This window comes from Paraburkholderia sp. DD10 (assembly GCF_049177125.1).
Taxonomy (GTDB): domain Bacteria; phylum Pseudomonadota; class Gammaproteobacteria; order Burkholderiales; family Burkholderiaceae; genus Paraburkholderia; species Paraburkholderia terricola.
Genome location: NZ_CP185393.1, coordinates 2,939,901 through 2,965,621, shown reverse-complemented (window position 1 = coordinate 2,965,621; position 25,721 = coordinate 2,939,901). Strand labels below are relative to the sequence as shown.

General features: G+C 64.0%; 25 protein-coding genes. 6 read left to right on the top strand and 19 right to left on the bottom strand.

Annotated elements, in window-relative coordinates; all coding sequences use genetic code 11:
• Nucleotides 1-214 precede the first annotated feature (214 nt).
• The 7 genes from ettA to ychF form a co-directional block, all read right to left on the bottom strand.
• Nucleotides 215-1,882 (bottom strand): energy-dependent translational throttle protein EttA, encoded by a 1,668-nt coding sequence (ettA, locus tag ACOCG7_RS28685; RefSeq protein ID WP_073430998.1) that lies wholly within the window; start codon nt 1,880-1,882, stop codon nt 215-217.
• 267 nt (nt 1,883-2,149) lie between these two features.
• On the bottom strand, nt 2,150-2,449 hold the full coding sequence (locus ACOCG7_RS28680) for a DUF3761 domain-containing protein (protein ID WP_114163189.1): 300 nt from the start codon (nt 2,447-2,449) through the stop codon (nt 2,150-2,152).
• A 45-nt stretch (nt 2,450-2,494) separates the two neighbouring features.
• Nucleotides 2,495-3,583 carry a sn-glycerol-3-phosphate import ATP-binding protein UgpC gene (locus tag ACOCG7_RS28675; RefSeq protein WP_073431000.1) on the bottom strand — a complete coding sequence of 363 codons (1,089 nt, stop codon included), beginning with the start codon at nt 3,581-3,583 and terminating at the stop codon, nt 2,495-2,497.
• A gap of 102 nt (nt 3,584-3,685) precedes the next feature.
• Nucleotides 3,686-4,531 (bottom strand): sn-glycerol-3-phosphate ABC transporter permease UgpE, encoded by an 846-nt coding sequence (gene ugpE / locus ACOCG7_RS28670; protein WP_073431001.1) that lies wholly within the window; start codon nt 4,529-4,531, stop codon nt 3,686-3,688.
• Complete coding sequence (gene ugpA, locus ACOCG7_RS28665; RefSeq protein WP_114163188.1) at nt 4,528-5,412, bottom strand: sn-glycerol-3-phosphate ABC transporter permease UgpA; 885 nt, start codon at nt 5,410-5,412, stop codon at nt 4,528-4,530. Before ugpA ends, ugpE begins: the two co-directional genes overlap by 4 nt.
• 80 nt (nt 5,413-5,492) lie before the next feature.
• Nucleotides 5,493-6,818, bottom strand: coding sequence for a sn-glycerol-3-phosphate ABC transporter substrate-binding protein UgpB (gene ugpB / locus ACOCG7_RS28660; RefSeq protein WP_114163187.1), 1,326 nt, complete (start codon nt 6,816-6,818; stop codon nt 5,493-5,495).
• 363 nt (nt 6,819-7,181) lie between these two features.
• Nucleotides 7,182-8,276 (bottom strand): redox-regulated ATPase YchF, encoded by a 1,095-nt coding sequence (ychF, locus tag ACOCG7_RS28655; protein WP_073431004.1) that lies wholly within the window; start codon nt 8,274-8,276, stop codon nt 7,182-7,184.
• A 260-nt stretch (nt 8,277-8,536) separates the two neighbouring features.
• Here ychF and ACOCG7_RS28650 point away from each other — a divergent pair, with 260 nt between their 5' ends.
• The 4 genes from ACOCG7_RS28650 (at nt 8,537) to ACOCG7_RS28635 (ending at nt 13,248) form a co-directional block, all read left to right on the top strand.
• On the top strand, nt 8,537-9,709 hold the full coding sequence (locus ACOCG7_RS28650; protein WP_114163186.1) for a UbiH/UbiF family hydroxylase: 1,173 nt from the start codon (nt 8,537-8,539) through the stop codon (nt 9,707-9,709).
• Between the two features lie 168 nt (nt 9,710-9,877).
• Entirely contained in the window at nt 9,878-10,603 is a 726-nt protein-coding gene (locus ACOCG7_RS28645; protein ID WP_083086431.1) for a DsbC family protein, read from the top strand.
• Nucleotides 10,604-10,706: 103 nt separating this feature from the next.
• On the top strand, nt 10,707-12,497 hold the full coding sequence (locus ACOCG7_RS28640) for a M61 family metallopeptidase (protein ID WP_114163185.1): 1,791 nt from the start codon (nt 10,707-10,709) through the stop codon (nt 12,495-12,497).
• 154 nt (nt 12,498-12,651) lie between these two features.
• Entirely contained in the window at nt 12,652-13,248 is a 597-nt protein-coding gene (locus ACOCG7_RS28635) for an FMN-dependent NADH-azoreductase (RefSeq protein WP_114163184.1), read from the top strand.
• A gap of 163 nt (nt 13,249-13,411) precedes the next feature.
• Here ACOCG7_RS28635 and ACOCG7_RS28630 read toward each other — a convergent pair whose 3' ends face one another.
• The 8 genes from ACOCG7_RS28630 to rpe form a co-directional block, all read right to left on the bottom strand.
• On the bottom strand, nt 13,412-14,236 hold the full coding sequence (locus ACOCG7_RS28630; RefSeq protein ID WP_073431009.1) for a uracil-DNA glycosylase: 825 nt from the start codon (nt 14,234-14,236) through the stop codon (nt 13,412-13,414).
• Between the two features lie 70 nt (nt 14,237-14,306).
• Entirely contained in the window at nt 14,307-14,933 is a 627-nt protein-coding gene (locus tag ACOCG7_RS28625; RefSeq protein WP_114163183.1) for a CYTH domain-containing protein, read from the bottom strand.
• 39 nt (nt 14,934-14,972) lie between these two features.
• On the bottom strand, nt 14,973-15,758 hold the full coding sequence (gene trpC, locus ACOCG7_RS28620) for an indole-3-glycerol phosphate synthase TrpC (protein WP_083086433.1): 786 nt from the start codon (nt 15,756-15,758) through the stop codon (nt 14,973-14,975).
• Between the two features lie 10 nt (nt 15,759-15,768).
• A complete protein-coding gene (gene trpD, locus ACOCG7_RS28615) occupies nt 15,769-16,809 on the bottom strand; it encodes an anthranilate phosphoribosyltransferase (RefSeq protein WP_114163580.1) in 1,041 nt (346 codons plus the stop codon).
• A gap of 17 nt (nt 16,810-16,826) precedes the next feature.
• Nucleotides 16,827-17,420, bottom strand: coding sequence for an aminodeoxychorismate/anthranilate synthase component II (locus ACOCG7_RS28610; protein WP_114163182.1), 594 nt, complete (start codon nt 17,418-17,420; stop codon nt 16,827-16,829).
• A 13-nt stretch (nt 17,421-17,433) separates the two neighbouring features.
• A complete protein-coding gene (trpE, locus tag ACOCG7_RS28605; RefSeq protein ID WP_073431013.1) occupies nt 17,434-18,927 on the bottom strand; it encodes an anthranilate synthase component I in 1,494 nt (497 codons plus the stop codon).
• 371 nt (nt 18,928-19,298) lie between these two features.
• On the bottom strand, nt 19,299-20,039 hold the full coding sequence (locus ACOCG7_RS28600) for a phosphoglycolate phosphatase (protein ID WP_114163181.1): 741 nt from the start codon (nt 20,037-20,039) through the stop codon (nt 19,299-19,301).
• 11 nt (nt 20,040-20,050) lie between these two features.
• Nucleotides 20,051-20,734: a ribulose-phosphate 3-epimerase gene (gene rpe / locus ACOCG7_RS28595; RefSeq protein WP_073431015.1), complete on the bottom strand. Its 684-nt coding sequence runs from the start codon at nt 20,732-20,734 to the stop codon at nt 20,051-20,053.
• A gap of 331 nt (nt 20,735-21,065) precedes the next feature.
• Between rpe and apaG the strand changes: the two genes are divergently transcribed.
• The gene (apaG, locus tag ACOCG7_RS28590) at nt 21,066-21,440 is read left to right on the top strand and encodes a Co2+/Mg2+ efflux protein ApaG (protein ID WP_073431030.1); all 375 of its coding nucleotides are present in this window, start codon (nt 21,066-21,068) and stop codon (nt 21,438-21,440) included.
• A gap of 57 nt (nt 21,441-21,497) precedes the next feature.
• Here the strand turns inward: apaG and ACOCG7_RS28585 are convergent, their stop codons facing one another.
• Nucleotides 21,498-21,659 carry a hypothetical protein gene (locus ACOCG7_RS28585; protein WP_167363300.1) on the bottom strand — a complete coding sequence of 54 codons (162 nt, stop codon included), beginning with the start codon at nt 21,657-21,659 and terminating at the stop codon, nt 21,498-21,500.
• 28 nt (nt 21,660-21,687) lie between these two features.
• On the opposite strand from ACOCG7_RS28585, the gene ACOCG7_RS28580 reads away from it, so the two are divergent.
• Nucleotides 21,688-22,812 carry a murein transglycosylase A gene (locus ACOCG7_RS28580; protein WP_083086519.1) on the top strand — a complete coding sequence of 375 codons (1,125 nt, stop codon included), beginning with the start codon at nt 21,688-21,690 and terminating at the stop codon, nt 22,810-22,812.
• Between the two features lie 135 nt (nt 22,813-22,947).
• Here the strand turns inward: ACOCG7_RS28580 and paaK are convergent, their stop codons facing one another.
• The 3 genes from paaK to paaG form a co-directional block, all read right to left on the bottom strand.
• Entirely contained in the window at nt 22,948-24,252 is a 1,305-nt protein-coding gene (paaK, locus tag ACOCG7_RS28575; protein WP_114163180.1) for a phenylacetate--CoA ligase PaaK, read from the bottom strand.
• A 194-nt stretch (nt 24,253-24,446) separates the two neighbouring features.
• On the bottom strand, nt 24,447-24,908 hold the full coding sequence (gene paaI, locus ACOCG7_RS28570; RefSeq protein ID WP_083086437.1) for a hydroxyphenylacetyl-CoA thioesterase PaaI: 462 nt from the start codon (nt 24,906-24,908) through the stop codon (nt 24,447-24,449).
• A 1-nt stretch (nt 24,909) separates the two neighbouring features.
• Nucleotides 24,910-25,701: a 2-(1,2-epoxy-1,2-dihydrophenyl)acetyl-CoA isomerase PaaG gene (gene paaG, locus ACOCG7_RS28565; RefSeq protein ID WP_114163179.1), complete on the bottom strand. Its 792-nt coding sequence runs from the start codon at nt 25,699-25,701 to the stop codon at nt 24,910-24,912.
• Nucleotides 25,702-25,721: the final 20 nt, after the last annotated feature.

Below are 25,721 nucleotides of genomic sequence, written 5' to 3'. Positions count from 1 at the left end.
GTAACGGTTCGCGCATGCTCCGACTGACGCAACGGCGGCATTCCGCCTGAACCTGAGATCACGCCGTGGCGAGCAACGCGCGTGCCCCGCCGCCTGACAAAAAACGCCGACGAATGCCGGCGTGCAGCGGTGAGCGCAACAGCGGGCCACACGCCGGCCGCGCTCGAAAAAACGGCCCACCCGCCAACCGGCGAGCGGGCCGCGGCGTCAGGACTTAGCGTGCGATCGGCTTGTAACGCAGACGCTTCGGACGTGCAGCTTCTTCACCAAGGCGCGCGCGCTTGTCCGCTTCGTATTCCTGGTAATTGCCGTCGAAGAAGGTGACTTGCGAATCGCCTTCGAACGCGAGGATGTGCGTGGCGATGCGGTCGAGGAACCAGCGATCGTGCGAGATCACCAGCACCGAGCCGGCGAATTCCAGCAACGCATCTTCGAGCGCGCGCAGCGTTTCCACGTCGAGGTCGTTCGACGGTTCGTCCAGCAGCAGCACGTTGCCGCCCGCGATCAGCGTCTTCGCCAGATGCAGCCGGCCGCGCTCGCCGCCCGACAGATTGCCGACGATCTTCTGCTGGTCGCCGCCCTTGAAGTTGAAGCGGCCAATGTACGCGCGCGACGGCGTTTCGTACTTGCCGACCGTCAGCACGTCCGCGCCGCCGGAGATTTCCTCGAACACGGTCTTCGAGCCGTCGAGCGCGTCGCGGCTTTGGTCCACGTAGGCGAGCTTGACCGTCGGGCCTTGCACGATCTCGCCCGAATCCGGCTGTTCGCGGCCGGTGAGCATGCGGAACAGCGTCGACTTGCCGGCGCCGTTCGGCCCGATGATGCCGACGATCGCGCCGGCCGGAATCTTGAAGCTGACGTCATCGAGCAGCAGACGATCGCCATACGATTTGCTGACGTTCTTGAACTCGATCACTTCATTGCCGAGGCGGTCGCCGACCGGAATGAAGATTTCCTGCGTTTCATTGCGCTTCTGGTAGTCCTGGCTGTTCAGTTCCTCGAAGCGGGCGATACGCGCCTTCGACTTCGCCTGACGGCCCTTGGGGTTCTGGCGCACCCATTCCAGTTCCTTCTTGATCGCCTTCTGACGCGCCGATTCCGACGACTCTTCCTGCTTCAGGCGCTCTTCTTTCTGATCGAGCCAACTGCTGTAGTTGCCCTTCCACGGAATGCCGTGGCCGCGGTCGAGTTCGAGAATCCACTCGGCGGCGTTGTCGAGGAAGTAGCGATCGTGCGTCACGGCGACGACCGTGCCCGGAAAGCGCGTGAGGAACTGTTCGAGCCAATCGACCGATTCCGCGTCCAGGTGGTTGGTCGGCTCGTCGAGCAGCAGCATGTCCGGCTTTTCGAGCAGCAGCTTGCACAGCGCGACGCGGCGTTTTTCGCCGCCGGACAGATGCTCGATCTTCGCGTCCCACGGCGGCAGGCGCAGCGCGTCGGCGGCGATTTCGATCTGCTGGTCCGCGCTGCCGCCGTCGGTGGTCGCGAGAATCGCTTCGTACTTGGCCTGTTCGGCGGCGAGCGCGTCGAAGTCGGCGTCCGGTTCGGCGTACGCCGCGTAGATTTCGTCGAGCTTCTTCTGCGCGTTGAACACGTCGCCGAGACCTTCCTCCACCGCTTCACGCACCGTCTTGTTCGGATCGAGCTGCGGCTCCTGCGGCAGATAGCCGATGTTGAGGTTCGGCATCGGCGTGGCTTCGCCTTCGATGTCCTTGTCCACACCGGCCATGATGCGGATCAGCGTCGACTTGCCCGAGCCGTTCAGACCGAGCAAGCCGATTTTCGCGCCGGGGAAAAACGACAGCGAGATGTCTTTCAGGATTTGACGCTTGGGCGGCACGATTTTGCCGACCCGGTTCATGGTGAAGACGTATTGGGCCATTTGCTTGCAATAGACGTTGACGACGCCGGCCGCATCGAGGACGGGCTGCCGTGGGTGGATGGGTAATCGGTGTTAGGGCCGGGCAGTGTGCCCGGCGCCGGCCGGCGCGGCATGGCGTGCGGCGTCGAACTGCGCGACGCCCCGCGCGCGGGCGGGTGGTTCAGGTGGCATTGTACTTCGCGGTGAGGGCGGGGCGGCAGGGTCGATTGCCGTGAGCTTGGCGCTGAGCGCGGTTTACGCGCCTTCGGCAACGTCGAAGCGCGGAACTCAAAGCCAGTCCGCGACGCCGCCGTGCCGTGAACACGTGCCGCTGCGATGACGGCTAAAGCTGTAGGTGCCGTCGCGGCAGCGCGCGGTGGCGCCTTGCGGCACCTTGCCGGACAGGGAGCGGGCCGGCGCGTGAACCGTGTTGCCGTCGCGGTTGGTGTAGCTGTCGTGATTGCTGAGGTTGGATTCGTCGGGTGAGGTGCCCGGAGCGACGTAGGCAAACGCCGACGAGGCGCTGAACAGCAGGGCCACCGCGATGGCGGCGTAAGGACGGAAACGGCTAACGGTGACGCTTTTCATGGTCTCCTTGCATTGTTCTTCTTTGCGTGTGCTTCTGGCGCTCGCTCAGTTCACCCGCCGTCCCGTCGACGGATCGAAGAAATGCAGATGCCGCGCGGGCAGCGCCACTTGCAGCGCCTCGCCTGCCGCGGGCCGATGCGCATGCGGCAAGCGCACCGTTACGTCGTGTTTGCCCCAGCGCCCGTGCGCGAGGTTATCCGCGCCGAGCAACTCGCAGGAATCGACGGTGAGCGTGGCATGCGGCGCATCCGCGTGACCCGGCGTCATGTGCTCGGGACGAATGCCGAGCGTCCATTCGCGTCCGTTGGCGAGTTCGCCGCCGATTGCAGCCGTGCCCGTCAGCGGCAGCTTAGGACCGTTGCCGGCGACTTCGAACGCCGAGCCGTCGTCGGACACGCGGCCTTCCAGCAGATTCATGCCCGGCGAGCCGATGAAGCCCGCGACGAACACCGTCGCCGGCCGTTCGTAGACTTCGGTCGGCGCGCCGATCTGCTCGGCGTGACCCTTGTTCATCACGATCACACGTTGGGCCAAGGTCATCGCTTCGATCTGATCGTGCGTGACGTAAAGGCTGGTGGTGGCGAGCCGCGCATGCAGACGCTGGATTTCGAGGCGCATCTGCACGCGCAGGCGGGCGTCGAGATTGGACAGCGGTTCGTCGAAGAGAAACACCGCCGGCTCGCGCACGATCGCGCGGCCCATCGCGACGCGCTGCCGTTGTCCGCCGGAAAGCTCACGCGGCTTGCGTTGCAGCAGCGCTTCGAGTTCGAGAATCTGCGCGGCGGCCTGCACGCGCTGCGTGATCTGCGCCCGCTCGACGCCCGCGATCTTCAGCGCATAGCCCATGTTCTCGGCCACGCTCATATGCGGATACAGCGCGTAGTTCTGGAACACCATCGCGATGTTGCGATCCTTGGGCTCCAGTCGGTTGACCACTTTGCCGGCGATCGAAATCTCGCCCTCGGAAATGCGTTCGAGTCCCGCCACCATCCGCAGCAACGTCGACTTGCCGCAGCCGGACGGGCCGACCATCACGACGAACTCGCCGTCGGCGACGTCCACGTCGATGCCGTGCAACACGAACTGTTTGCCGTCGTAGGTTTTTTTAACGCCTTGCAGAGTCAGTGCAGCCATGCTGTTTTAGCCTTTCGTTGCTTGCCGCGGCGTGCGCGGTGTTTTTCGCGTTTTTCATTGCGCGACCGACGTTCGTTCATGCGAGGTGCGGCTTACCGCGGCTCACTTTTCCGAGTCCACCAGGCCGCGCACGAACCAGCGCTGCATCGTCAGCACGACGGCGAGCGGCGGCAGCATCGCGAGCAGCGTCGCGGCCATCACAAGATGCCATTCGGTCGCGGTGTCGCCGGACGCGATCATGCTCTTGATGCCGACCACCGCCGTCGTGAGCGACTGCTGGCTCGTGATCAGGATCGGCCATAGGTACTGGTTCCAGCCGTAGATGAAGGTGATCACGAAGAGCGCCGCCATGTTCGTTTTCGATAGCGGCAACACCACGTCCCAGAAGAAGCGCATGGGCCCGGCGCCGTCGATGCGCGCCGCTTCCATCAACTCGTCGGGCAGCGTCATGAAGAACTGGCGAAACAGAAAGGTGGCGGTGGCCGACGCGATCAGCGGCAACGTCAAGCCGCTGTACGTGTTGCTCAACTGCATCGACGACACGACCTGCACGGTCGGGAAGATCCGCACTTCGACGGGCAGCATCAGCGTGATGAAGATCAGCCAGAACGCGAGATTGCGAAACGGGAAGCGGAAGAACACGATCGCGTAAGCGGAGATCATCGAGACAGCGATCTTGCCGATCGAAATCACCAGCGCCATCACGAGGCTGTTGAACAGCATGCGGCCGAACGGCGCCGCCGCATTGCCGCTGCCGCGGGCCCAGACGGTGGCGACGTTTTCGAGCAGATGGGAGCTCGGCACGAGCGAGAGCGGCACGCTGAAAATCTCGCGCTCGCTCATCGTCGCGGCGCAGAACGCGACATACACGGGAAACACCACCAGCACGACGCCGAAAATCAGCACCGCATGACAGAAGAGGTCGAAACCTCGGCGGTTCTCGATCATGAGTATTGAACCCTGCGTTCGATGAAACGGAACTGCACGACGGTCAGCGCGACGACGATCACCATCAGGATCACCGACTGCGCGCCTGAACTGCCGATGTCGAGTCCCTGGAAGCCTTCGGCGAAAATCTTGTAGATCAGCGTGCGGGTCGATTGCGCGGGGCCGCCGCCGGTGGCCGCGTCGATCACGGGGAAGGTGTCGAAGAACGCGTAGGTGATGTTGATCACCAGCAGGAAGAAACTGGTCGGCGAAAGCAAGGGCAGCGCGATGCCGAAGAAACGCCGCACGGGTCCTGCGCCGTCGATCGCGGCGGCTTCGATCAGCGAGCGCGGAATCGCCTGCAGGCCGGCATAGAAGAATAGAAAGTTATAGCTGATCTGCTTCCAGACCGACGCGAGCACCACCAGAAACATCGCCTGGCTCGCATTCAACGCGTGATTCCAGACGATGCCGTACTTCGCCAGCGCATAGGTGACGAGGCCGATGCTCGGGTTGAACAGGAACGACCAAAGTACGGCGGCGATCGCGGGCGCGACCGCATACGGCCAGATCAGCAGCGTCTGATAGGTCTTGGCGGCGCGCGTCACGCGGTCGGCGCAAACGGCCAGCAACAGCGAGATCAAAAGCCCGGACAGCGTGACGAGCGTGCAGAAAATCAGCGTCGTGTTGAACGACGACAGATAGAGCGGATCGGCGAAGAGCTGCTTGAAGTTGGCGAGCCCGACGAATTCGCTCGACGTGCCGAACGCGTCCTGGCTTTGCGTGGATTGCCACAGCGCCTCGCCGGCCGGCCACAGAAAGAACAGCAGCGTGATCGCGAGTTGCGGCGCGACGAGCAGATAGGGCAGCAGGCTGGTGCCGAAGCTGGAGCGCTTTTCCATCGAAGGTGTCCTGGGTTCGACTTGCTGCCGGCAGGGTTCCGGCGCGAAGCACGCCGAAACCCTGCCGGCTGGCGCCGTGCTTAGCTGCCGGCTTTTTCGAAGCGGCGCAGCAGTTCGTTGCCGCGCGTGACGGCGGAGTCGAGCGCTTCTTGCGGCGTCTTTTTCTGTGCCCACACCTGTTCGAGTTCTTCGTCGATGACGGTGCGGATCTGCGGCATGTTGCCCAGACGCAAGCCCTTCGTGTACGGCAGCGGCGGCTTGTTGAGCATCTGTTTGATCGCGGTGTCGCTGCCTGGATTCTTCTCGTAGAAGCCTTGCTGCTGCGTCAATTGATACGCGGCGGTGGTGACCGGCAGATAGCCGGTGTCCTGGTGCCACTTCGCGGCGACCGGCGCCGACGACAGATACGCGAGGAACGCGGCCACGCCCTTGTACACGGCCGGATCCTTGCCCGCCAGGACCCACAAGCTCGCCCCGCCGATGATCGCGTTCTGCGGCGCGCCCTTCACGTTCGCGTCGTACGGCATCATGCCGGTGCCGAAGCTGAACTTCGCGTACTTCTTGATGGTGGCGAGCGAACCGGACGAGTTCGTGATGATCCCGCAGTCGCCGCTATAGAACTTCGAGATCGGTTCGTCCTTGCGGCCGACGTAGGTGAACGAGCCGTCCTTCTGCATGTTCTGCAGGAACTGGATGTGCGCGACCTGCACCGGCTTGTTGAATTCGAGCTGCGCGTCGGCGCCATCGAAACCATTGTTCTTCGACGCGAACGGCGCGCCGTGCCAGGCGCTGTAGTTTTCAAGCTGAATCCAGCTTTGCCAGCCCGACGAGTATCCGCACGCCATGCCAGAGGCCTTCAACTTCTGCGCGTCCACTTGCAACTCGGCCCAGGTTTTCGGCGGCTGATTCGGATCGAGCCCGGCTTTCTTGAAGGCGTCCTTGTTGTAGTACAGCACCGGCGTGGAACTGTTGAAGGGCATCGAGATCAAGTGACCGGTCTTGGCGTCGCTGTAATAACTCGCGATGGTCGGCACGAAGGCTTTTTCATCGAGCGGCACGCCGGCTTGCCTGAACACGTCCGAGACAGGGATCACGGCTTTCTTCGCCTGCATCATGGTCGCGGTGCCGACTTCGTAGACCTGCAGAATGGCCGGCGCATTGCCGCTGCGATAACCGGCGATGCCGGCGGCGAGCGTCTGGTCGTAGGTGCCTTTGAATACCGGCACGATCTTGTAGTCGCTTTGCGATGCGTTGAACGCGTTGGCGATGTCGTTCAGGCGTTCGCCCAGCGCGGCTTCCATGGCGTGCCAGAACTGGATTTCGGTGGCGGCATGGGCGGCCTGGCTGACGCCGAGGCTCAGCACGGCGGCCACGGAAAGCGAACGGAACAGCGGCTTGCAACTCATCGATTTGTCTCCTTGGTCGACCAGCGTTAGCGCTTTAGCGCTTAGTCTGGTCCCTGCAACATGCTTGCTGGGAACGGGGCGCGGATGAAACCGCGCGATTCTATTTGTGTTCGATGACAGTTCGGCGTCGGTGGTCGACGAGCGGCTCGTTGCTTCGATGGCGCCGAATGCCGCAATTTAACATCGGCCGCGATGAATCGGAAAGGGACGGTGTCGCGATGCCGCCGCGGTGCCGGTGCCCCGGCGCGGTGAAGAGCGACCAAAGAAAAAGCCCGCTTGGAGCGGGCTGAGCAGGCACTTCCGGGGGCTGCCTCGAACGGCGACGGCGCCAATACGACGTCCGCCGCGCGTTGAAACCAAACCTCAAACGTTGAACAGAAAATTCATCACGTCGCCGTCGTGCACGACGTATTCCTTGCCTTCAGCGCGCATCTTGCCCGCTTCCTTCGCGCCTTGCTCACCCTTATAGGTGATGAAGTCGTTAAAGGCGATGGTCTGCGCGCGAATGAAGCCGCGCTCGAAGTCGGTGTGAATCGCGCCCGCGGCCTGCGGCGCGGTATCGCCCACATGAATCGTCCAAGCGCGCACTTCCTTCACGCCGGCCGTGAAGTAGGTTTGCAGGCCGAGCAGCTTGAAGCCCGCGCGGATCACGCGGTTCAGGCCCGGCTCTTCCATGCCCATGTCGGCGAGGAACACTTCCATGTCCGCTTCCTCGAGGTCGGCGATTTCCGCTTCGATCGCCGCGCACACCGCCACCACCGGCGCGTTTTCCGTCGCCGCGAATTTCGTGACCGCGTCGAGGTGCGGGTTGTTATGGAAGCCGTCTTCCTTCACGTTGGCGACGTACATGGTCGGCTTGGCGGTGATCAGGCAGAACGGCTTGAGCGTCGCCTTTTCTTCGTCCGAGAGGTCGAGCGCGCGGACCGGCTTGGCCTGGTCGAGTTGCGCGCGGACCTTTTCGAGCACGGCGGCGTTCCTGGCCGCTTCCTTGTCGTTGCCCGACTTGGCGGCCTTCGAATAGCGCGCGAGCGCCTTTTCGACGGTTGCGAGGTCGGCCAGCGCCAGTTCGGTGTTGATCACCTCGATATCCGACAGCGGGTCGATCTTGTTCGCGACGTGAATCACGTTCTCGTCTTCGAAGCAGCGCACCACGTGCGTGATCGCGTCGGTTTCGCGGATGTTCGCGAGAAACTGGTTGCCGAGACCCTCGCCCTTGCTCGCACCGGCCACGAGACCGGCGATGTCGACGAATTCCACCACCGCCGGCAGGATGCGCTCCGGCTTGACTATTTCGGCGAGTGCCTTCAGGCGCGCGTCCGGCACTTCGACAATGCCGACGTTCGGTTCGATCGTGCAGAACGGATAGTTTTCGGCGGCGATGCCCGCCTTGGTCAGCGCATTGAACAGGGTGGACTTGCCGACGTTGGGCAAGCCGACGATGCCGCATTTGAGGCTCATGGAAATCCTTCAGTGATTCAGTAAATTGCGTGATGCGCTCGACGCTGTGTGCAGGATTCGAAAAGCCTTCGCGTTTGGCGTGGCGGAGGAAACGCAGCGGAGCGGGACAGGACACCAGACCGGGCGTTGCCTCGGCGATTCTGGGCGAGTTTTGTCACGGAAGGCGTAATTGTAACCCGTTCGGATCGGCTTCTTGATCTGCCTCGGGTAAGCCGCGCGGCCGATCCGTCCCCCGCAACCCCCACGGCTATAATGCGCGCATGAACGCACACCACCAGACCTTTGATGCCGCCGTGATCGGCGGCGGGCTCGTCGGCAAGACCGCGGCGCTCGCGCTGACGCAAGGCGGGCTGCGCGTGGCGCTGCTCGCGCAACCCTGCGCGGCGTTGCCCGCCGGTGCCGCTTTCGACTCGCGGGTCTATGCGTTGTCGTCGAGTTCGCAGGCTTTGCTGGAGCGCTTGCGGATCTGGCAGGCGCTCGACCCGTCGCGGCTCGGGCCGGTGTACGACATGCGGGTCTACGGCGACGCGCACGCCGAACTGCATTTCTCCGCGTTTCAGGCCTCGGTGCCGCAACTGGCGTGGATCGTGGAGTCGTCGGTGATCGAGCGCGCGCTGGATGCGGCGCTGCGCTTCCAGCCGAATCTCACCTGGATCGACACGCGCGCGCAGGCGCTGGACTTTACCGCCGACGGCGCGAGCGTCGGCCTCGCCAACGGCAACGTGCTCGAAGCCGATCTGGTGGTCGGCGCGGACGGCGCGCATTCGTGGGTGCGCGCACAGATCGGTTCGAAGATGAACCGGCGCGATTACAAACAGACCGGCGTGGTCGCGAATTTCAAGGCCGACAAGCCGCACGGCGAAACCGCCTACCAATGGTTCCGGGACGGCGAGATCATCGCGCTGCTGCCGATGCCGGACGGCCACGTGTCGCTGGTCTGGTCGGCGCGCACCGAGCACGCGGAGCAACTCGTCGCGCTCGATCCGGCGCAGCTCGCCGCCGAAGTGGAACGCGTAACGGGCGGCCAGTTCGGCGCGCTCGAATGCGTGACGCCCGCGAAGGGCTTCCCGCTCGCGCTGCAAACCGTCGACCGGCTGGTGGCGCCGCACGTCGCGCTGGTCGGCGACGCCGCGCATCTGATTCATCCTTTGGCGGGACAGGGCATGAATCTCGGTCTGCGCGACGTCGCGGCGCTCGCCGAAACCGTCGCCGGCAAGGAGTCGTTTCGCCATCTCGGCGACATGGTGCTGCTGCGCCGCTACGAGCGCGCCCGCCGCGAGGACATCCGCGCGCTGATGATCGCCACCGACGGCCTGCAAAAGCTCTTTTCCGTTCCCGGCCCGTTCGCCAAGGTGCTGCGCAATACGGGCATGGCCTTCGTCGGCGCCCAGCCGTTCATCAAGCGCTGGCTGGTGTCGGCCGCGCTCGGGTAACGCGCGCTACCTCGCATGGCCGGCGCGGCGAGACGGGTATCATGCACGGACGGACGCCGTTGCGGTCAGACCGGAACCGTCGCACAACGCGCACGTCGCAAATGAAGACGTAGCAAACGCGCATGTCGCACAACGCGCACTACGCGCGATAGAATTCAGGAATTCAGCATGAAAAACCCCTTTCGCATGGTGGCCGCCGCGCTCGCCATTGCCGCTGTCACGATCGGTTGCTCGGCGCAGGCCGACCAGACCACCGACAAGCTCAAAGCCACGCTGCAAACGCGTCTCGCCGACGTCACGATCAAGAGCGTGACGAAATCGCCGATCGCCGGCCTCTACGAAGTGAACCTCGGCACGCAGATCATTTATAGCGACGCGAACGGCGATTACCTGATGCTCGGCGATATCGTCGATGCAAAGAGCCGCAAGAATCTGACCGAAGCGCGTCTGTCGGAAACCAACCGCATCGATTTCGCGAGCCTGCCGTTCGCGAACGCGGTGAAGGTCGTGAAGGGCAACGGCGCGCGCAAGATCGCCGTGTTCTCCGATCCGAACTGCCCGTACTGCAAGCAGTTCGAAACCACGCTCAAATCGGTCGACAACGTCACCGTCTACACCTTTTTGTACCCGGTGCTGTCGCCGGATTCGACCGCCAAGTCGAAGTCGATCTGGTGCTCGACCGACCGCGCGAAAGCATGGGAATCGTGGATGCAGGACCATCAGGCGCCCACCGCCGCCGGCACCTGCGACACCGCGGCGATCGACAAGAACCTGGCGCTCGGCCGCGCGATGAACGTCGAAGGCACGCCCACGGTGTTCCTCGCCGACGGCCGCCGTTTGCCCGGCGCCGTGCCGGCAGACCGCCTGAATAAGGAATTGTCCGCGGTGCATTGAGCGCCGAAACCGAGCAAGGCAGCACATCGAAGCAAGGAGGCGCGGAGTGCGCCTCCTTTCACATCAAGCCCCGAACATCCCGCCTCGAATCTTCCGATCCCCGATGAAGCCGATCCGCTACAGCATCGTTCCCAGCCAACCCGCCGCCCATTTGTTCGAAGTCACCGTCACCGTCGCGGATCCCGATCCGGCTGGCCAGCGTTTCATGCTGCCGGTGTGGATTCCGGGCAGCTACATGGTGCGCGAGTTCGCGCGCAACATCGTCACGCTGCGCGCCGTCAATGAGGCGGGCCGCAAGGTGCGTGTCGAAAAGACCGACAAGCACACGTGGCGGGCCGCGCCGGTCAAAGGCGCGCTGACGCTGCGTTACGAGGTGTATGCGTGGGATCTGTCGGTGCGCGCGGCGCATCTCGACGATACGACGGGTTTCTTCAACGGCACGAGCGTGTTTCTCTCGCCGCTCGGCCACGAGGACGCGCCGTGCGTGGTCGACATCCAGAAGCCGGCAGGCGCCGTGTATCGAAACTGGCGTGTCGCCACCGCGCTGCCGGAAGCGCGCGGCACGAAACGTTACGGCTTTGGCGAGTATCGCGCGCAGAACTACGATGATTTGATCGATCATCCGGTTACGCTCGGCGAGTTCGAGCTTGCCACCTTCAAGGCGCATGGCGTGCCGCACGACATCGTGATCGCCGGGCGCGTGGTCGGGCTGGACATGGCGCGGCTCTCCGCCGACCTCAAGCGCATCTGCGAAGCGCAGATTGCGTTGTTCGAGCCGAAGTCGAAGAAAGCGCCGGTCGACCGCTACGTCTTCATGACGCAGGCCGTCGCCGATGGTTACGGTGGACTCGAACATCGCGCTTCGACCGCGTTGATCTGCGATCGCGGCGATCTGCCGGTGCAAGGCCGCGAGGCGCTCACTGAAGGCTACCGGACCTACCTCGGTCTGTGCAGCCACGAATACTTCCACACGTGGAATGTGAAGCGGATCAAGCCAGCCGTGTTCGCGCCGTACGATCTGAACGCGGAAAACTATACGTCGCTGCTGTGGCTGTTCGAGGGCTTCACCTCGTACTACGACGATCTGATTCTCGTGCGCAGCGGCCTGATTTCGCCGGACGACTACCTCGGCATGATCGGCAAGGTGATCGGCGGCGTGCAGCGCGGCAGTGGCCGCCTGAAGCAGACCGTCGCCGAAAGCTCGTTCGACGCGTGGGTCAAATACTATCGGCAGGACGAAAACGCGCCGAACGCGATCGTCAGCTACTACACCAAGGGCTCGCTCGTCGCGCTCGCGTTCGATCTGACGATCCGCGCGCAAACCGGCAACCGCAAATCGCTCGACGACGTGATGCGTCTGCTGTGGCAGCGTTTCGGCCGTGACTTTTATCGCGGCAAACCGGTGGGCGTCGAGGAAAGCGAGATCGAGGCGATTTTCGCCGAAGCGACCGGCGCGCAATTGGGCGAACTGTTCGCCGAAGCCGTGCACGGCACGCGCGATCTGCCGCTCGACGCGCTTTTCGAACCGTTCGGCGTGACGCTCGCGCCCGATCTCGACAAGAACGGCAAACCGTCGCTCGGTGCGCGAGTGCGCGGCGGGGCGGATTGCACGCTGACGGCGGTTCACGACGGCAGCGCCGCGCAGAAAGCGGGCCTCTCGGCCGGCGACGTGCTGATCGCGCTCGACGGCCTGCGCGTCACCGGCTCGAATCTCGACGCGCTGCTGTCGCGCTATCTGCCCGGCGCAAAGGTGGAAATCCATGCCTTTCGCCGCGACGAACTGCGCGCCGCGCAAGTCAAGCTGGACGGGCCTGAGGCGACGCGCTACAAGCTCACGATCAGCGACAGGCGGCCTGCCGCGCGCAAGGCCCGCGAGCGCTGGCTGGCAAGCTGATCGTAATCCGTAGTGCCGTCAATCGGCGGCTGAGGGTGGCGGATTGTTCTACCAGTGCAACAATCCGTCGCCTTTCAATGGCTTTTTCCCGGGTCGGTAAAAAAACACAATGACTCCACTCGCGCAACACTGCGCGCCCCCACTGGAGTCAACCATGACCACGATCCTGCAAATCAACTCGGCAGCCCGCTCGCAAGGCGCGAACTCGACGCTCCTCGTCAACGAACTCACCGCCAAGCTGCAACAATCGAATCCGGGCGCGCAAGTCGTCGTCCGTAACCTGCAAGCCGAACCGCTGCCGCATCTGGACGACGCCGTGCTCGGCGCGTTCTTCACGCCCGCCGACCAGCGCACGCCGGAGCAAGCCGCGATCGCCGCGCGCAGCGACGCGCTGATCGCCGAACTGCAAGCCGCCGACATCGTCGTGATCGGTGCGCCGATGTACAACTTCGGCATCTCGTCGCAGCTCAAGACGTATTTCGACTTCATCGCACGCGCCGGCGTCACGTTCCAGTACACGGCGAACGGTCCTGAAGGTCTCGTGAAGGGTAAGAAGGTCTACATCGTGTCGGCGCGCGGCGGCAAGTATCTGGGCACGCCGGGCGACAGCCAGACGCCGTATCTCAAGACCTTCCTCGCCTTCATCGGCATGACCGACGTCAACTTCATCTACGCCGAAGGCCTGAACATGGGCCCGGACGCAGCCGGCGCCGCGCTGGCCGCCGCGCGCGAAGCGATCGCTGCCGCGTAAGCTGCGAGGGTTGCGCCGCTGCATGTAACCGCTGTATGTGACCGCAGCGTGTGAGCGCAGCGGCGACGAATGAAGAAACGCCACGGAATGCGAATTCCGTGGCGTTTTTTATGCCTTCGAGGCGTTGGCCCGTGTCGCCGGCGCGAGTGGCATTCGTGAGCGCTTAAGCCAGCGTCTGCGCTTCGTCGGGCAAGCGCCAGTCGATCGGTTGGCGGCCGTGCTTCGCCAGATACTCGTTGGCCGCCGCGAAATGCCCGCAGCCGAGAAAGCCCCGATGCGCCGACAGCGGCGACGGATGCGGCGCTTCCAGCACGTAATGCGACTTGCCGCCGAGCAACGCGCGCTTGGCCTGCGCATGCGCGCCCCACAGCATGAACACGAGGCCGTCGTGGCGCATCGCCAGTTCGTGAATCAGCGTATCCGTGCATTTTTCCCAGCCGCGTTTCGCGTGACTCGCGGCGGCATTGCGCTCGACGGTCAGCACCGTGTTCAGCAACAGCACGCCTTGCCTGGCCCATGCGTCGAGGCAGCCGTGACGCGGCGGCTCGTAGCCGAGACTCGCGGCGATTTCCTTGAAGATGTTGCGCAGCGAGGGCGGCGGACGCACGGCGGGCGGCACCGAAAACGCGAGTCCGTGAGCTTGCGGGGTGCCGCGGTCTTCGCCGTGGTAGGGGTCCTGGCCGAGGATGACGACTTTCACGTCGTCCGGGCTGGTGAGGCGCAATGCGCGGAACACGTCGGTGGGATAGACGGTTTTGCCGGCGGCGCGCTCACCGTCGACGAAACGGCATAGCGGCGCATAGGCGTCGCTTTCGATGAACGGTTTGAGGTGCGCGCGCCATGCGGGAGGCAGGGCGTCGAATTGGGCTTCGAGCGTGGTCGTTGGCTGTGCGTGCGGCTGAGCGGTTGCGTTGGCCGGCGTGGCCGGAGCGTCGCCGAACAGCGAAGCCTGCGACGGCGTGGAGCGGGTGCGGGATGCGGAGGTCATGGCGGGGAAGTGTCGCAGCAAACGCGTTGGGGCTCAAGGTGCGTTTGCCGTGCGGGTTTGTGCCGCGGAGTCAGCTCGCTCGCAATTGATAACCGCGTTGGGCCTTGCTGATGTCGTCGGGAGCGAGGCCGGCGACCTGCTTGCCGAGTTCCGCCGCCAGCGCGTGCAGTGCGGCTTCATCGCCGGATTTCAGTTCGAGCTCGATTTCGGAGATCGGCGCGCGGCGGAGTTCGCCGTTCACCTGAGCCAGAACGTCGCCCTGGTCGATCGCGGCCTCGACTTTCGATCCGTCGATCTCGACATGCCACAGCGTGCGCGTGAAATTCGTGCGGAACAGTTCGATCAGTTCCGGCGCAGCCCGGCGCAGCGCTTGCCCGGCGGCCGGCTCGTCGCACTCGTGCAGCAAGGCGTCGATCTCCAGCTTTTCGCCTGCCACGGGCATTTCCCATTCGTGCCGGCTGTGCAAACCACCCTTTGCGAGACCCACCGTCTTGAACGTTTGCAACCAGCCGTCCGGCGTATGCCGCAGACGCAGCGCGCTTTTCGAACTGGCGAGCGTCAGCCGAGGCGTGTCGAAGTAAATATTCGACAGCTTGACCGCGCGGCCCGCTTCACCGGTGCGCTCGACGAACCACTGCGTCGCCGCTTTCACCTGACTCGCCGGCAGCGCCAGCTTGATTTCGCGTTCCATGCCCATGACGTGCTCCGCTACCTCTGCCGTGTCCCGACGCCGCGCCTAGAAAAACATCCGGGCCAGTTCCACGCCCGGTTCTTCCGCACGCATGAACGCCTCGCCGACGAGGAACGTATGCACGTCCATCGCCCGCAACCGGTCGACATCGACGCGCGACAGGATGCCCGATTCGGTGACCACGATGCGGTCGTCGGGAATCGATTCGAGCATGCCGATGGTCGTCTCGATCGACGTTTCGAAGGTGCGCAGATTGCGGTTGTTGATGCCGATCAGCGGCGTTTTCAGCGTGAGCGCTTCCATCAGTTCGCGGCTGTCGTGCACCTCGACCAGCACCGCGAGGCCCAGCGAATGCGCGAGCGCTTCGAGGTCCTGCATCTGCGAGGTATCGAGCGCGGCGGCGATCAGCAGGATCGCGTCGGCGCCCATCGCGCGGGCTTCGACGATCTGGTACGGATCGACGATGAAGTCCTTGCGCAGCACCGGCAGGCCGCACGCGGCGCGCGCTTCCTGCAGATACGCGACGCTGCCCTTGAAGAACTGCACGTCCGTGAGCACGGACAGGCAGGCCGCGCCGTGCTTCTCATACGAACGCGCGATCTCGGCCGGCACGAAGTGCTCGCGCAGCACGCCCTTCGACGGGCTGGCCTTCTTCACTTCGGCGATCACCGCGGCGAGCCCCGCCGTGTGCTTCGCGCGCAATGCGCCGACGAAATCGCGGATATCGCGCGCCGACGCTTCGAGGCGCAGTTCTTCGAGCGGCGCGCTCTGTTCGGCCGCGCGCACTTCTTCGCGTTTGACCGCGATGATGCGGTCGAGGATGTCGCTCATGAGTATCTCGCTACGAAAATGACTGCTTGAATTGCTGGGTGAAGCGGATCAGTTCGTCGACCTTCGCGCGCGCCTTGCCGCTGGCGATCGCTTCGCGTGCGAGCTGAATGCCGTCCGCGATCGACGCGGCCACGTTCGCCGAATAGAGCGCCGTGCCCGCGTTCAGCGTGACGATTTCGCGCGCGACGCCGGGCTTGTTGTCGAGCGCCTCGAGCAGCATCACCTTGGATTCGGCGGCGTCGGCCACTTTCAGCGTGCGGTTCGACACCATCTGCATGCCGAAGTCCTCGGGATGAATCTCGTACTCGTGGATCTGGCCGTCGCGCAACTCGCCGACTTGCGTCGCCGCGCCGAGCGAGACTTCGTCCATGCCGTCCATGCCGTACACCACCAGCACATGCTTCGCGCCGAGGCGCTGCATCACGCGCACCTGAATGCCGACGAGGTCGCCATGAAATACGCCCATGAGCTGATTCGGCGCGCCGGCCGGATTAGTGAGCGGCCCGAGGATGTTGAAGATGGTCCGCACGCCGAGTTCGCGGCGCACCGGCGCGATGTTCTTCATGGCCGGATGATGGTTCGGCGCGAACATGAAGCCCATGCCGGTTTCCGCGATCGACGCCGCCACCTGTTCCGGCTGCAGGTCGATATTCACGCCGAGCGCCTCGAGCACGTCCGCGCTGCCCGACTTGCTCGACACGCCGCGATTGCCGTGCTTCGCAACCCTGGCGCCCGCCGCGGCGGAGACGAACATGGTCGCCGTGGAAATGTTGAAGGTGTGCGAGCCGTCGCCGCCGGTGCCGACGATATCGACGAAATTCGAGTTGTCCTGCACCTCGACGTGCCGGGCAAATTCACGCATCACCGTGGCGGCGGCGGTGATTTCGCCGATGGTCTCTTTTTTGACGCGCAAGCCGGTGATGATCGCCGCCGACATCACGGGCGAGAGTTCGCCGCGCATGATGAGCCGCATCAGATGCAGCATTTCGTCGTGGAAAATCTCGCGGTGCTCGATGGTCCGTTGCAGCGCTTCCTGGGGCGTAATCGACATGATGTCGTCTCTCTTCATCAAGCGGTGCGGTGGGTGACGGCGGACTTCGACTGTTTCACGAAGTTTTCGAGCAAGGCGTGGCCGTGTTCGGACAGGATCGCTTCCGGGTGGAACTGCACGCCTTCGACCGCGAGTTGCTTGTGGCGCACGCCCATGATCTCGCCGTCCTCGGTCCATGCGGACACTTCCAGGCACTCGGGCAGCGACTCGAGTTCGATCGCGAGCGAGTGATAGCGCGTGACGGCGAAGTGCCTGGGCAGATCGGCGAACACGCCCTTGCAGTCGGTTTCGATCGTGCTCACCTTGCCGTGCATGATGGTCTGCGCGCGCACCACGCGGCCGCCGAACGCCTCGCCGATCGCCTGATGGCCGAGGCACACGCCGAGAATCGGCGTCTTGCCGGCGAATTCGCGCAGCACGTCGAGCGTGATGCCGGCGTGTTGCGGATTGCTCGGACCCGGCGACAGGCAGATGCGCTCGGGGTTGAGCCTCGCGATTTCGTCCAGCGTGATTTCGTCGTTGCGGTAGGTGCGCACGTCCTCGCCGAGTTCGCCGAAGTACTGCACCAGGTTGTAGGTGAACGAGTCGTAGTTGTCGATCATGAGCAGCATGGTCTGTCTCCGGTCAGAAGTCGCTGTCGAGGCCGTCTTGCACCTGCTCGGCGGCGCGCAGCACGGCGCGCGCCTTGTTCTCGGTCTCTTGCCATTCGGACTCGGGCACGGAATCCGCGACCACGCCCGCCGCCGCCTGAACATACAGATTGCCGTTGGCGATCACGCCGGTGCGGATCGTGATGGCCAGATCCATCTCGCCGGTGAACGACAGGTAGCCGACCGCACCGCCGTACAGGCCGCGCTTCACGGGTTCGAGTTCGTCGATCAGTTCCATCGCGCGGACCTTCGGCGCACCCGACAGCGTGCCGGCCGGGAAGGTGGCGCGCAGCACGTCGAAATTGGTGGTGCCGGGTTTCAGCTTGCCTTCCACCGAGCTTACGATGTGCTGCACGTGCGAGTACTTTTCGATCACCATCTTGTCGGTGACGACCACCGAGCCGATCTGCGCGATGCGGCCCACGTCGTTGCGCGCGAGGTCGATCAGCATGACGTGCTCGGCGATTTCCTTCGGATCGTTCAGGAGTTCGGTGGCGAGCTCGGCGTCGCGTTCCGGCGTGTTGCCGCGCGGACGCGTGCCGGCGAGCGGCCGGATCGTGACGATGCGGTCCTCGCCGCGCTTTTCCTGGCGCACCAGGATTTCCGGCGACGCGCCGACCACATGGAAGTCGCCGAAGTTGTAGAAGTACATATACGGCGACGGATTCAGCGAGCGCAGCGCGCGATACAGCGAGAGCGGATTGTCGCGGTACGGTTTGGTCAGACGTTGGCCGACCTGCACCTGCATCAACTCGCCCGCGGCGATGTATTCCTTCGCCTTGCGCACGGCGGTCAGATAGTCGTCTTTCGCGAATTCGCGGTAGGTGTCGGTGCGCACGCTCGCCGACGTGACCGGCGGCTGCACGGTCGTGCGCAGACGCTGGCGCAATTCACGCAGACGCTGCCTGGCCTTCGTGTATGCCTCGGGCTGCGTCGGGTCGGCGTAGACCACGAGGTACAGCTTGCCCGCGAGGTTGTCGATCACCGCGACTTCCTCGGTGAGCAGCAACTGGATGTCGGGCAGGTTCAGATCGTCTTTCGGCGCGGTATGCGCAAGCTTCTTCTCGATGTAGCGCACCGCGTCATAGCCGAAGTAACCCGCGAGGCCGCCCGCGAAACGCGGCAGCCCCGGGCGCTGCGCCACCTTGAAGCGCCCCTGGAATTGCTGGATGAATTCGAGCGGATCGCCCTCGTGCGTTTCGACCACCTTGCCGTCGCGCACCACTTCCGACACGCCGTTGCGGGTGCGCAGTAGCGTGCGCGCCGGCAATCCGATGAACGAATAGCGGCCGAAGCGCTCGCCGCCCACCACCGATTCCAGCAGAAACGAGTTGGCGCCGTTGCGCTCGCTCTGCGCGAGCTTCAGGTACAGCGAAAGCGGCGTTTCGAGGTCGGCGAGCGCCTCGGCGATCAGCGGAATGCGGTTGAAGCCCTCGTTGGCGAGGGACTGGAATTCGAGTTCGGTCATGTTCCGATCCTGTTCGTAGGTCCGGCGGCAGCGTGCGTCGGACAAAGCGGGGCATTGCGCGGCCGGCCAGCCGTTCGTTCGACGTTTCGATACGATGATACCGACCGGCGCGAGTTTCCCATCGACGCGTGCAGCGAATGTCAGCGCACAGATGTACTTTGCGGGTACACGCGGGCTGAATCAACCGGTGCAGCGAAACAAGACGATGGAAAAAAACGCGTGAGCGCAGCGAAGTAAAAAACGGTTGCCGAAGACGAACTTCAGCGTACCTCAGAGGAGGTTAGCGCGACCAGCGACGCCAGGGCCAGGCTCCCCGGTCGATGCTAATCAGACTCCGTTTTTTATTCAGAAACATGAGGATGAGGGACTTTTCAAGTCGTGGATTGGTGCGCTGCGATTGCCTTGGCGGCCTCCAGCAGCGAGGCAACTATACCATCGGATTTTATTGTTTGTATAGCTTGGCCGTGGTTGTAGCCGTATGGCACGGTAAGCGTTGCCATGCCCGCCGCGCGGCCCGCGAGCGCATCGTTTTCGGAGTCGCCGATCGCGACCGTGGCTTGCGGTTCGACGCCGAGTTGCGCCGCGGCCGTGAGCATGGGTAGCGGGTCCGGCTTCTTTTTCGGCAAGCTGTCGCCGCCCAGCACGACGCTGAAATACTGGCTGAGCCCGTACTGCCGCAGCAAGTCGACCGCGAACCGGTGCGGCTTGTTGGTCACGCAGGCGAGTTTGAGGCCGGCGTCGCGCATGGCGATCAGGCCGGCTTCGACGTCGGGATACAAGCGCGTATGCAGGCCGTTGATCTTCGCGTACTCCGCCTGATAGAGCGCGAGCGCCTCGTCGAAGCGATCCTGTGCGTGGGCCGTTTCGAAACGCGGCGCGAGCACGCTGCGGATCAGATGCTCCGAACCCTTGCCGACATAACCGACCACTTCCTCGCGCGAGGTTTCGAGTGCGTCGAGTTGCGCGAGCATGCCGTTCAGGCCGGCGGTGAAATCGTCCGCGGTGTCGATCATCGTGCCGTCGAGGTCGATGATCGCGGCTTGCAGGCGCGGGCCGGTGAACGCCGGGGCGGGAAACGGAGCACTAAACGGAGCAGTGAGCGGAGCGGTCATGGCGCCGGGTTTCAGTGCTCGATGCCGGCAAGCGCGGCGCGCATCTTGTCGATCACGACCTTGTGATCCGGCGCGCCGAAGATGGCCGAACCGGCCACGAACGTGTCGGCGCCGGCTGCCGCGATTTCGGCGATGTTGTCGACCTTCACGCCGCCGTCCACTTCCAGATGGATCTCGCGGCCGGTCTTTTCCTTATAGGCGTCGATCCGCTTGCGTGCTTCACGCAGCTTGTTGAGCGCCTCGGGAATGAACGATTGACCGCCAAAGCCCGGATTCACCGACATGATCAGCACGAGATCGAGCTTGTCCATCACATGGTCCAGATAATTCAGCGACGTGGCGGGGTTGAACACCAGGCCGGCCTTGCAGCCGTGGTCGCGAATCAGCGAAAGCGTGCGGTCTATGTGATCGGAGCCTTCCGGATGAAAGCTGATCAGGTTCGCGCCGGCTTTCGCGAAGTCCGGCACGATCCGGTCGACCGGGCGCACCATCAGATGCACGTCGATCGGCACGTCCACGTGCGGGCGGATCGCCTCGCAGACGAGCGGACCGATGGTCAGGTTCGGCACGTAGTGGTTATCCATCACGTCGAAGTGAATCCAGTCGGCGCCGGCGGCGACGACGTTGCGCACTTCCTCGCCGAGGCGCGCGAAGTCGGCGGACAGAATGCTGGGTGCGATGCGGAATTGCGTCATGGCGGGGGGCGGAGGCAAGCGGGAAAGCGCTATTTTACCGTTTTGTGCGGTTCTGAACCGGCTTGCAGGCGGCTTGCGCGTGGCGCGCGTATGGTTCGCGCATGGCTGACGGGCGGTTCAAGGCCGGCTGCGGTTCGAACCGCGTGGGTGATACACCAGGTGACAAAACGCCTGAGTCGCCCTTGGCCAGAGGATTTGTCCGGTTGCGGGCGTGCCGCGCATGAAGCAGAATGCCAATCCATCAAGCGCCGCTTCGCCGATGCGCCCGCAAACCATTGGCGCTAGGGCTTTCCGCGATTTTTCACACCTGTTTCACCAGATCGGAATCACGATGAGCCAGTACGAATTCAGCGTCTCGGCGCGGGTGCAATATCTGCCCGAAGAGTCGGACCCGGAGCGCCGCCAGTATGCGTTCGCATACACGCTGACTATCCGTAACAGCGGCCAGGTGCCCGCGCAGTTGATTGCGCGTCATTGGGTGATTACCGACAGCGACAATAACGTGCAGGAAGTGAAGGGCCTGGGCGTGGTCGGCCATCAGCCGCTGCTCAAACCGGGCGAGCACTTCGAATATACGAGTTGGGCGGTTATCGCCACGCCGGTCGGCACGATGCGCGGCGAGTATTTTTGCGTGGCGGAAGACGGTGAGCGTTTCGATGCGCCGGTGCCGGAGTTCATCTTGCGCATGCCGCGCACGTTGCATTGAACCGGGGGCGTGGCCCGCGGTCTTTAAACAGTCCATTGCGCGGTTGAGCGCCCAGCTTTACCGCGTTTTTTGCTGCTTGGACTGTTGGTTATCGTTGGCGCGTGCGGCTTTCTTCTTGCCTGACGACGTCCACACAACGATAAAGACGAGCAGGAAGAGCGCGAGAAGCGATTCCAGCGCGAAGATGAGCATTGGGTATTCGTCGAACAGATCAGACATGGCGGTTTCCATCAAGAACGAACATTGTATGCGTTTTGTCCGCACGGCCGGAGCGTGGCTCGGGGCGCTTTCGGTTGCGGTGATGCTGGCGTCCTGCGGCGGCGGCGGCGCGGTACGGCCTTCGGTCTCGCCGCCCACGGGCGCCGCGATCATACCCGGGCAGATTGCCCCGGCGCGGCTCACGGCGGTGGCCTGGCAGCAAGTGCCGGGATGGCAGGATGATTCGCTGATCGGCGCGACGGCCGCTTTGCGGCAAAACTGCGTGAGGCTGGCGCGTCAATCGAACTGGGCTCGTGCTTGTGCCGCGGCGTCGCAAATCGACGACCTCGACGTCACCAGTGCGCGGGCGTTTTTTGAAGCCTATTTCACGCCATTCCAGCTAGCGAATAACGACGGCACGCTCGACGGTCTCGTGACCGGTTACTACGAGCCGTTGCTGCGCGGTTCGCGTACGCGGCACGGCGTGTATCAAACGGCGCTGTATCGCTGGCCGTCCGGTTATCGTGCGGGCGCGCCGCTGCCGGCGCGTGCGCAACTCGAGCGCTCCGGCGTGCTCAACGGCAACGAACTGGTGTGGGTCGACGACCCGATCGAAGCGTTTTTCCTGCAAGTGCAGGGCTCGGGGCGCATCGTGATGGAAGACGGCAGCGTGATGCGGGTCGGCTTTGGCGGCACCAACAATCAGCCGTACAAGTCGATCGGGCGGTGGCTGCTGGATCGTGGCGAACTCACGCCTTCGCAGGCCACCATGCAGGGAATCAAGGCATGGGCGCGCGCGAATCCGGCGCGGGTCGATGCGCTGCTCGATACCAATCCGCGCTTCGTGTTTTTCCGGGAGATGCCGTCCGGCGAGAGCGTGCCTGGCGGCGGCGCGGACGGTCCGATCGGCGCGCTCGGTGTGCCGCTGACGCCGGAGCGGTCGATCGCGGTCGATCCGGCGTCCATTCCGCTCGGTACGCCGGTGTTCTTGCAGACCACGCGTCCGCTGACGAACTCGCCGATGAATCGCCTCGTCTTCGCGCAAGACACGGGTTCCGCGATCAGGGGCGGCGTGCGCGCCGATTACTTCTGGGGGCTGGGCGACGACGCCGGCGATTTGGCCGGCAAGATGAAGCAGGGCGGCCGGATGTGGTTGTTGCTGCCGAATTCGTGATGAGCTAACGGTGGCGAGCGCGGCGGTTTTCCCCAGAGGCAAGGCCGCCGCGTGTCGCGTGGGCATTGAAGTGCCTAACGTTGGCTAACGTTGCAGTCCCGGCGCCGCAATCGGGTGCGGCGCCGGCCGCCTGGCCTAAAGCCCCGACTTACGCTTGTCCACTACCCGGCGAGCCTTTCCCACCGAGCGCTCGATCCCGTTCACCGCCAGCACATTCACCACGGCGCTTACGCCGATCAGCGCCTTGATGTCGTACGCCAGCGCCTGCCTTGCCGTGTTCAACGCGACGGTGTCAGGCGCCGTTTCCGGGCAGGGCTCCACGTTTAACGTCAGCACGTCGAGCGGACCTTCCTTGGTGAGCACGATCTGGTAGTGCGGCGCGAGAGCGTGCTGCTTGAGCAGCAATTCCTCGATCTGTGTCGGGAACACGTTCACGCCGCGCACGATCATCATGTCGTCCGAGCGCCCGGTGATTTTTTCCATTCGACGCATGGTGCGGGCGCTGCCCGGCAGGAGGCGCGTAAGATCGCGAGTCCGGTAGCGAATGATCGGCAGCGCTTCCTTGGTCAACGACGTGAACACCAGTTCGCCGAGTTCGCCGTCCGGCAACACCTGGCCGGTTTCAGGGTCGATGATCTCGGGATAGAAATGGTCTTCCCAGATGGTCGGGCCGTCTTTCGTTTCCACACACTCCGACGCCACGCCGGGCCCCATCACTTCGGATAAGCCGTAGATATCGACAGCGTCGATGCCCATGCGCTTTTCGATCGCATGGCGCATGTCGTTGGTCCACGGTTCCGCGCCGAAGATGCCGAGACGCAGCGAGCAAGTCGCCGGATCGATGCCTTGCCGCTCGAGCTCGTCGGCAATCGAAAGCATGTAGCTCGGCGTGACCATGATGATGTCGGGCCGAAAATCCTGAATCAGCTGCACCTGCTTTTCGGTCTGACCGCCGCCGAACGGGATGACGGTGAGCCCTGCGCGCTCCGCGCCGTAGTGCGCGCCGAGGCCGCCCGTGAAGAGGCCGTAGCCGTAGCTCACGTGAACCTTGTCGCCGCGCTTCGCGCCGGCGGCGCGGATCGAACGCGCGACGAGATTCGCCCACGTATCGATATCGCGCGCCGTGTAGCCGACCACGGTCGGCTTGCCGGTCGTACCGGACGACGCGTGGATTCGTGAGATCTGTTCCTGCGGCACCGCGAACATGCCGAACGGGTAGTTGTCGCGCAGATCCTTCTTCGTGGTGAAGGGAAAGCGGGCCAGGTCCGCAAGCGTTTTCACGTCGCTTGGATGAACGCCGGCTTCATCGAATTTGCGCTGATACACCGGCGAATTTTCATACGCATGGTTCAGCGACCATTTGAGCCGTTCGAGTTGAAGCGCGGCAAGTTCGTCGCGGCTGGCGGTCTCGATCGGATCGAGCGGAAGGGCGGTAGTCATCGAATGTCTCCTTGCTGCCTCAATGCTTGAGTCTGGTGTGCGGCGCGCTCGCGCAAAAAACCGGGGACTGTCTGCTATTTATGGACGTGGTGCCAATGAGCCGGCGCGGTGCCGCGCAATCTCTTGTGGATTTGCTGCGGGGCGGCCGGGTGGTTGGCGTACGGTTGCCTCCTGATTGCCGCGCCCTCGGCCGATTAATCGCCCGTGGGAATCAGCTTGCCTTTTATTTGCGCGGACTTACCGCGGAACATTGCGACGGTTTCCTCCGCGCGGTTCGTGACGCGAATATCGTAGATGCCGGTTCGGCCGCTCAGCGTTTGCTCGATGGCCTCCGCTATCAGCACGTCGCCGCCTTCAACCGGCCGCAAAAACTCGATCGAGCAGCCGGATGCGACCGTGTTGATGTTGTACGTGTTGCAGGCGAACGCGAACGCCGAATCGGCGAGCGTGAAAATCAGGCCACCGTGGCAAATCTGATGGCCGTTCAGAAAATCGTCGCGCACGACCATGCGCAGACGCGCATAGCCTTGGCGCACCTCGACGATCTCGAGGCCGAGCGCCCGGCTGCATGCGTCGTTCTCGTACATGGCGGCGGCGGTTGCGCGGGCGAGCTCGTCCGGCGTCATCTGCTCGGGACGGTTTGGTTGCGTGGACATGTCAGCGGCCCTCGAAACGCGGCGCGCGTTTTTCGACGAAGGCTTGCACGCCTTCCGCGTAATCGTGGGACGCCCCGAGTTGGCGTTGCAGATCGCGTTCCAGATCGAGTTGCTGATCGAGCGTTTGCGTCGCGCCGGCGCGCATCGCCTGTTTGATCGCGGCCATCGCGCGCGTTGGTTGCTGTGCGAGTGTTGCGGCGAGTTGCGCCGCGCTGGAGGCGAGCTCCGCGTCGTCGACGGCTTGCCAGATCAAGCCCCAACTTTCGGCTTTCTCCGCCCCCAGTTTGTCGCCGGTGATGGCGAGCCCCAAGGCGCGCGCCATGCCGACACGTCGCGGCAGAAACCAGGTGCCGCCGGAGTCCGGCACGAGGCCGATCTTCACGAAAGCCTGAATGAAGCTTGCGGACCGGGCCGCGAGCACAAGGTCGCAAGCCAGCGCGAGGTTGGCGCCGGCGCCGGCAGCCGTGCCGTTGACTGCCGCGATCACTGGCAGCGGCAGCGCTTGCAGGCGGCGAATCAGCGGATTGAAATATTCATCGATCAGTGCCCCCAGATCGGTCATCGCGCCGGGCGTGAAGTCGAGGTCCGCCAGGTCCTGGCCCGCGCAGAAGCCGCGTCCCGCGCCGGTCAGGACGAGGGCGCGCGCGCCGGAGGCTTCGACCTCGTCGAGTGCCGCGCTCAGTTCCTGATGCATTGCGCGCGTGAAGCTATTGAGCTTGTCCGGGCGGTTTAGCGTGATGGTCGCAACATGATTGGATGCGTCGATGTGCACGCGGATCGCTTCATACGACATTGGGTGTCTCCTCTCAAAGT

What these genes read in the sequence shown, in the direction of transcription:
- ACOCG7_RS28680 (WP_114163189.1), bottom strand. Translation starts at nt 2,449, where the DNA reads ATGAAAAGCGTCACCGTTAGCCGTTTCCGTCCTTACGCCGCCATCGCG.
- paaG (WP_114163179.1), bottom strand. Translation starts at nt 25,701, where the DNA reads ATGTCGTATGAAGCGATCCGCGTGCACATCGACGCATCCAATCATGTT.
- trpD (WP_114163580.1), bottom strand. Translation starts at nt 16,809, where the DNA reads ATGTCGATTACGCCCCAGGAAGCGCTGCAACGGACCATCGAGCACCGC.
- paaI (WP_083086437.1), bottom strand. Translation starts at nt 24,908, where the DNA reads ATGTCCACGCAACCAAACCGTCCCGAGCAGATGACGCCGGACGAGCTC.
- ACOCG7_RS28625 (WP_114163183.1), bottom strand. Translation starts at nt 14,933, where the DNA reads ATGGGCATGGAACGCGAAATCAAGCTGGCGCTGCCGGCGAGTCAGGTG.
- ACOCG7_RS28600 (WP_114163181.1), bottom strand. Translation starts at nt 20,039, where the DNA reads ATGACCGCTCCGCTCACTGCTCCGTTTAGTGCTCCGTTTCCCGCCCCG.
- rpe (WP_073431015.1), bottom strand. Translation starts at nt 20,734, where the DNA reads ATGACGCAATTCCGCATCGCACCCAGCATTCTGTCCGCCGACTTCGCG.
- ychF (WP_073431004.1), bottom strand. Translation starts at nt 8,276, where the DNA reads ATGAGCCTCAAATGCGGCATCGTCGGCTTGCCCAACGTCGGCAAGTCC.
- ACOCG7_RS28580 (WP_083086519.1), top strand. Translation starts at nt 21,688, where the DNA reads ATGCGTTTTGTCCGCACGGCCGGAGCGTGGCTCGGGGCGCTTTCGGTT.
- ettA (WP_073430998.1), bottom strand. Translation starts at nt 1,882, where the DNA reads ATGGCCCAATACGTCTTCACCATGAACCGGGTCGGCAAAATCGTGCCG.
- ACOCG7_RS28585 (WP_167363300.1), bottom strand. Translation starts at nt 21,659, where the DNA reads ATGTCTGATCTGTTCGACGAATACCCAATGCTCATCTTCGCGCTGGAA.
- ugpA (WP_114163188.1), bottom strand. Translation starts at nt 5,412, where the DNA reads ATGGAAAAGCGCTCCAGCTTCGGCACCAGCCTGCTGCCCTATCTGCTC.
- ACOCG7_RS28630 (WP_073431009.1), bottom strand. Translation starts at nt 14,236, where the DNA reads ATGACCTCCGCATCCCGCACCCGCTCCACGCCGTCGCAGGCTTCGCTG.
- ugpE (WP_073431001.1), bottom strand. Translation starts at nt 4,531, where the DNA reads ATGATCGAGAACCGCCGAGGTTTCGACCTCTTCTGTCATGCGGTGCTG.
- trpE (WP_073431013.1), bottom strand. Translation starts at nt 18,927, where the DNA reads ATGACCGAACTCGAATTCCAGTCCCTCGCCAACGAGGGCTTCAACCGC.
- apaG (WP_073431030.1), top strand. Translation starts at nt 21,066, where the DNA reads ATGAGCCAGTACGAATTCAGCGTCTCGGCGCGGGTGCAATATCTGCCC.
- ACOCG7_RS28640 (WP_114163185.1), top strand. Translation starts at nt 10,707, where the DNA reads ATGAAGCCGATCCGCTACAGCATCGTTCCCAGCCAACCCGCCGCCCAT.
- ACOCG7_RS28635 (WP_114163184.1), top strand. Translation starts at nt 12,652, where the DNA reads ATGACCACGATCCTGCAAATCAACTCGGCAGCCCGCTCGCAAGGCGCG.
- ACOCG7_RS28675 (WP_073431000.1), bottom strand. Translation starts at nt 3,583, where the DNA reads ATGGCTGCACTGACTCTGCAAGGCGTTAAAAAAACCTACGACGGCAAA.
- ACOCG7_RS28610 (WP_114163182.1), bottom strand. Translation starts at nt 17,420, where the DNA reads ATGCTGCTCATGATCGACAACTACGACTCGTTCACCTACAACCTGGTG.
- ACOCG7_RS28650 (WP_114163186.1), top strand. Translation starts at nt 8,537, where the DNA reads ATGAACGCACACCACCAGACCTTTGATGCCGCCGTGATCGGCGGCGGG.
- ugpB (WP_114163187.1), bottom strand. Translation starts at nt 6,818, where the DNA reads ATGAGTTGCAAGCCGCTGTTCCGTTCGCTTTCCGTGGCCGCCGTGCTG.
- trpC (WP_083086433.1), bottom strand. Translation starts at nt 15,758, where the DNA reads ATGAGCGACATCCTCGACCGCATCATCGCGGTCAAACGCGAAGAAGTG.
- paaK (WP_114163180.1), bottom strand. Translation starts at nt 24,252, where the DNA reads ATGACTACCGCCCTTCCGCTCGATCCGATCGAGACCGCCAGCCGCGAC.
- ACOCG7_RS28645 (WP_083086431.1), top strand. Translation starts at nt 9,878, where the DNA reads ATGAAAAACCCCTTTCGCATGGTGGCCGCCGCGCTCGCCATTGCCGCT.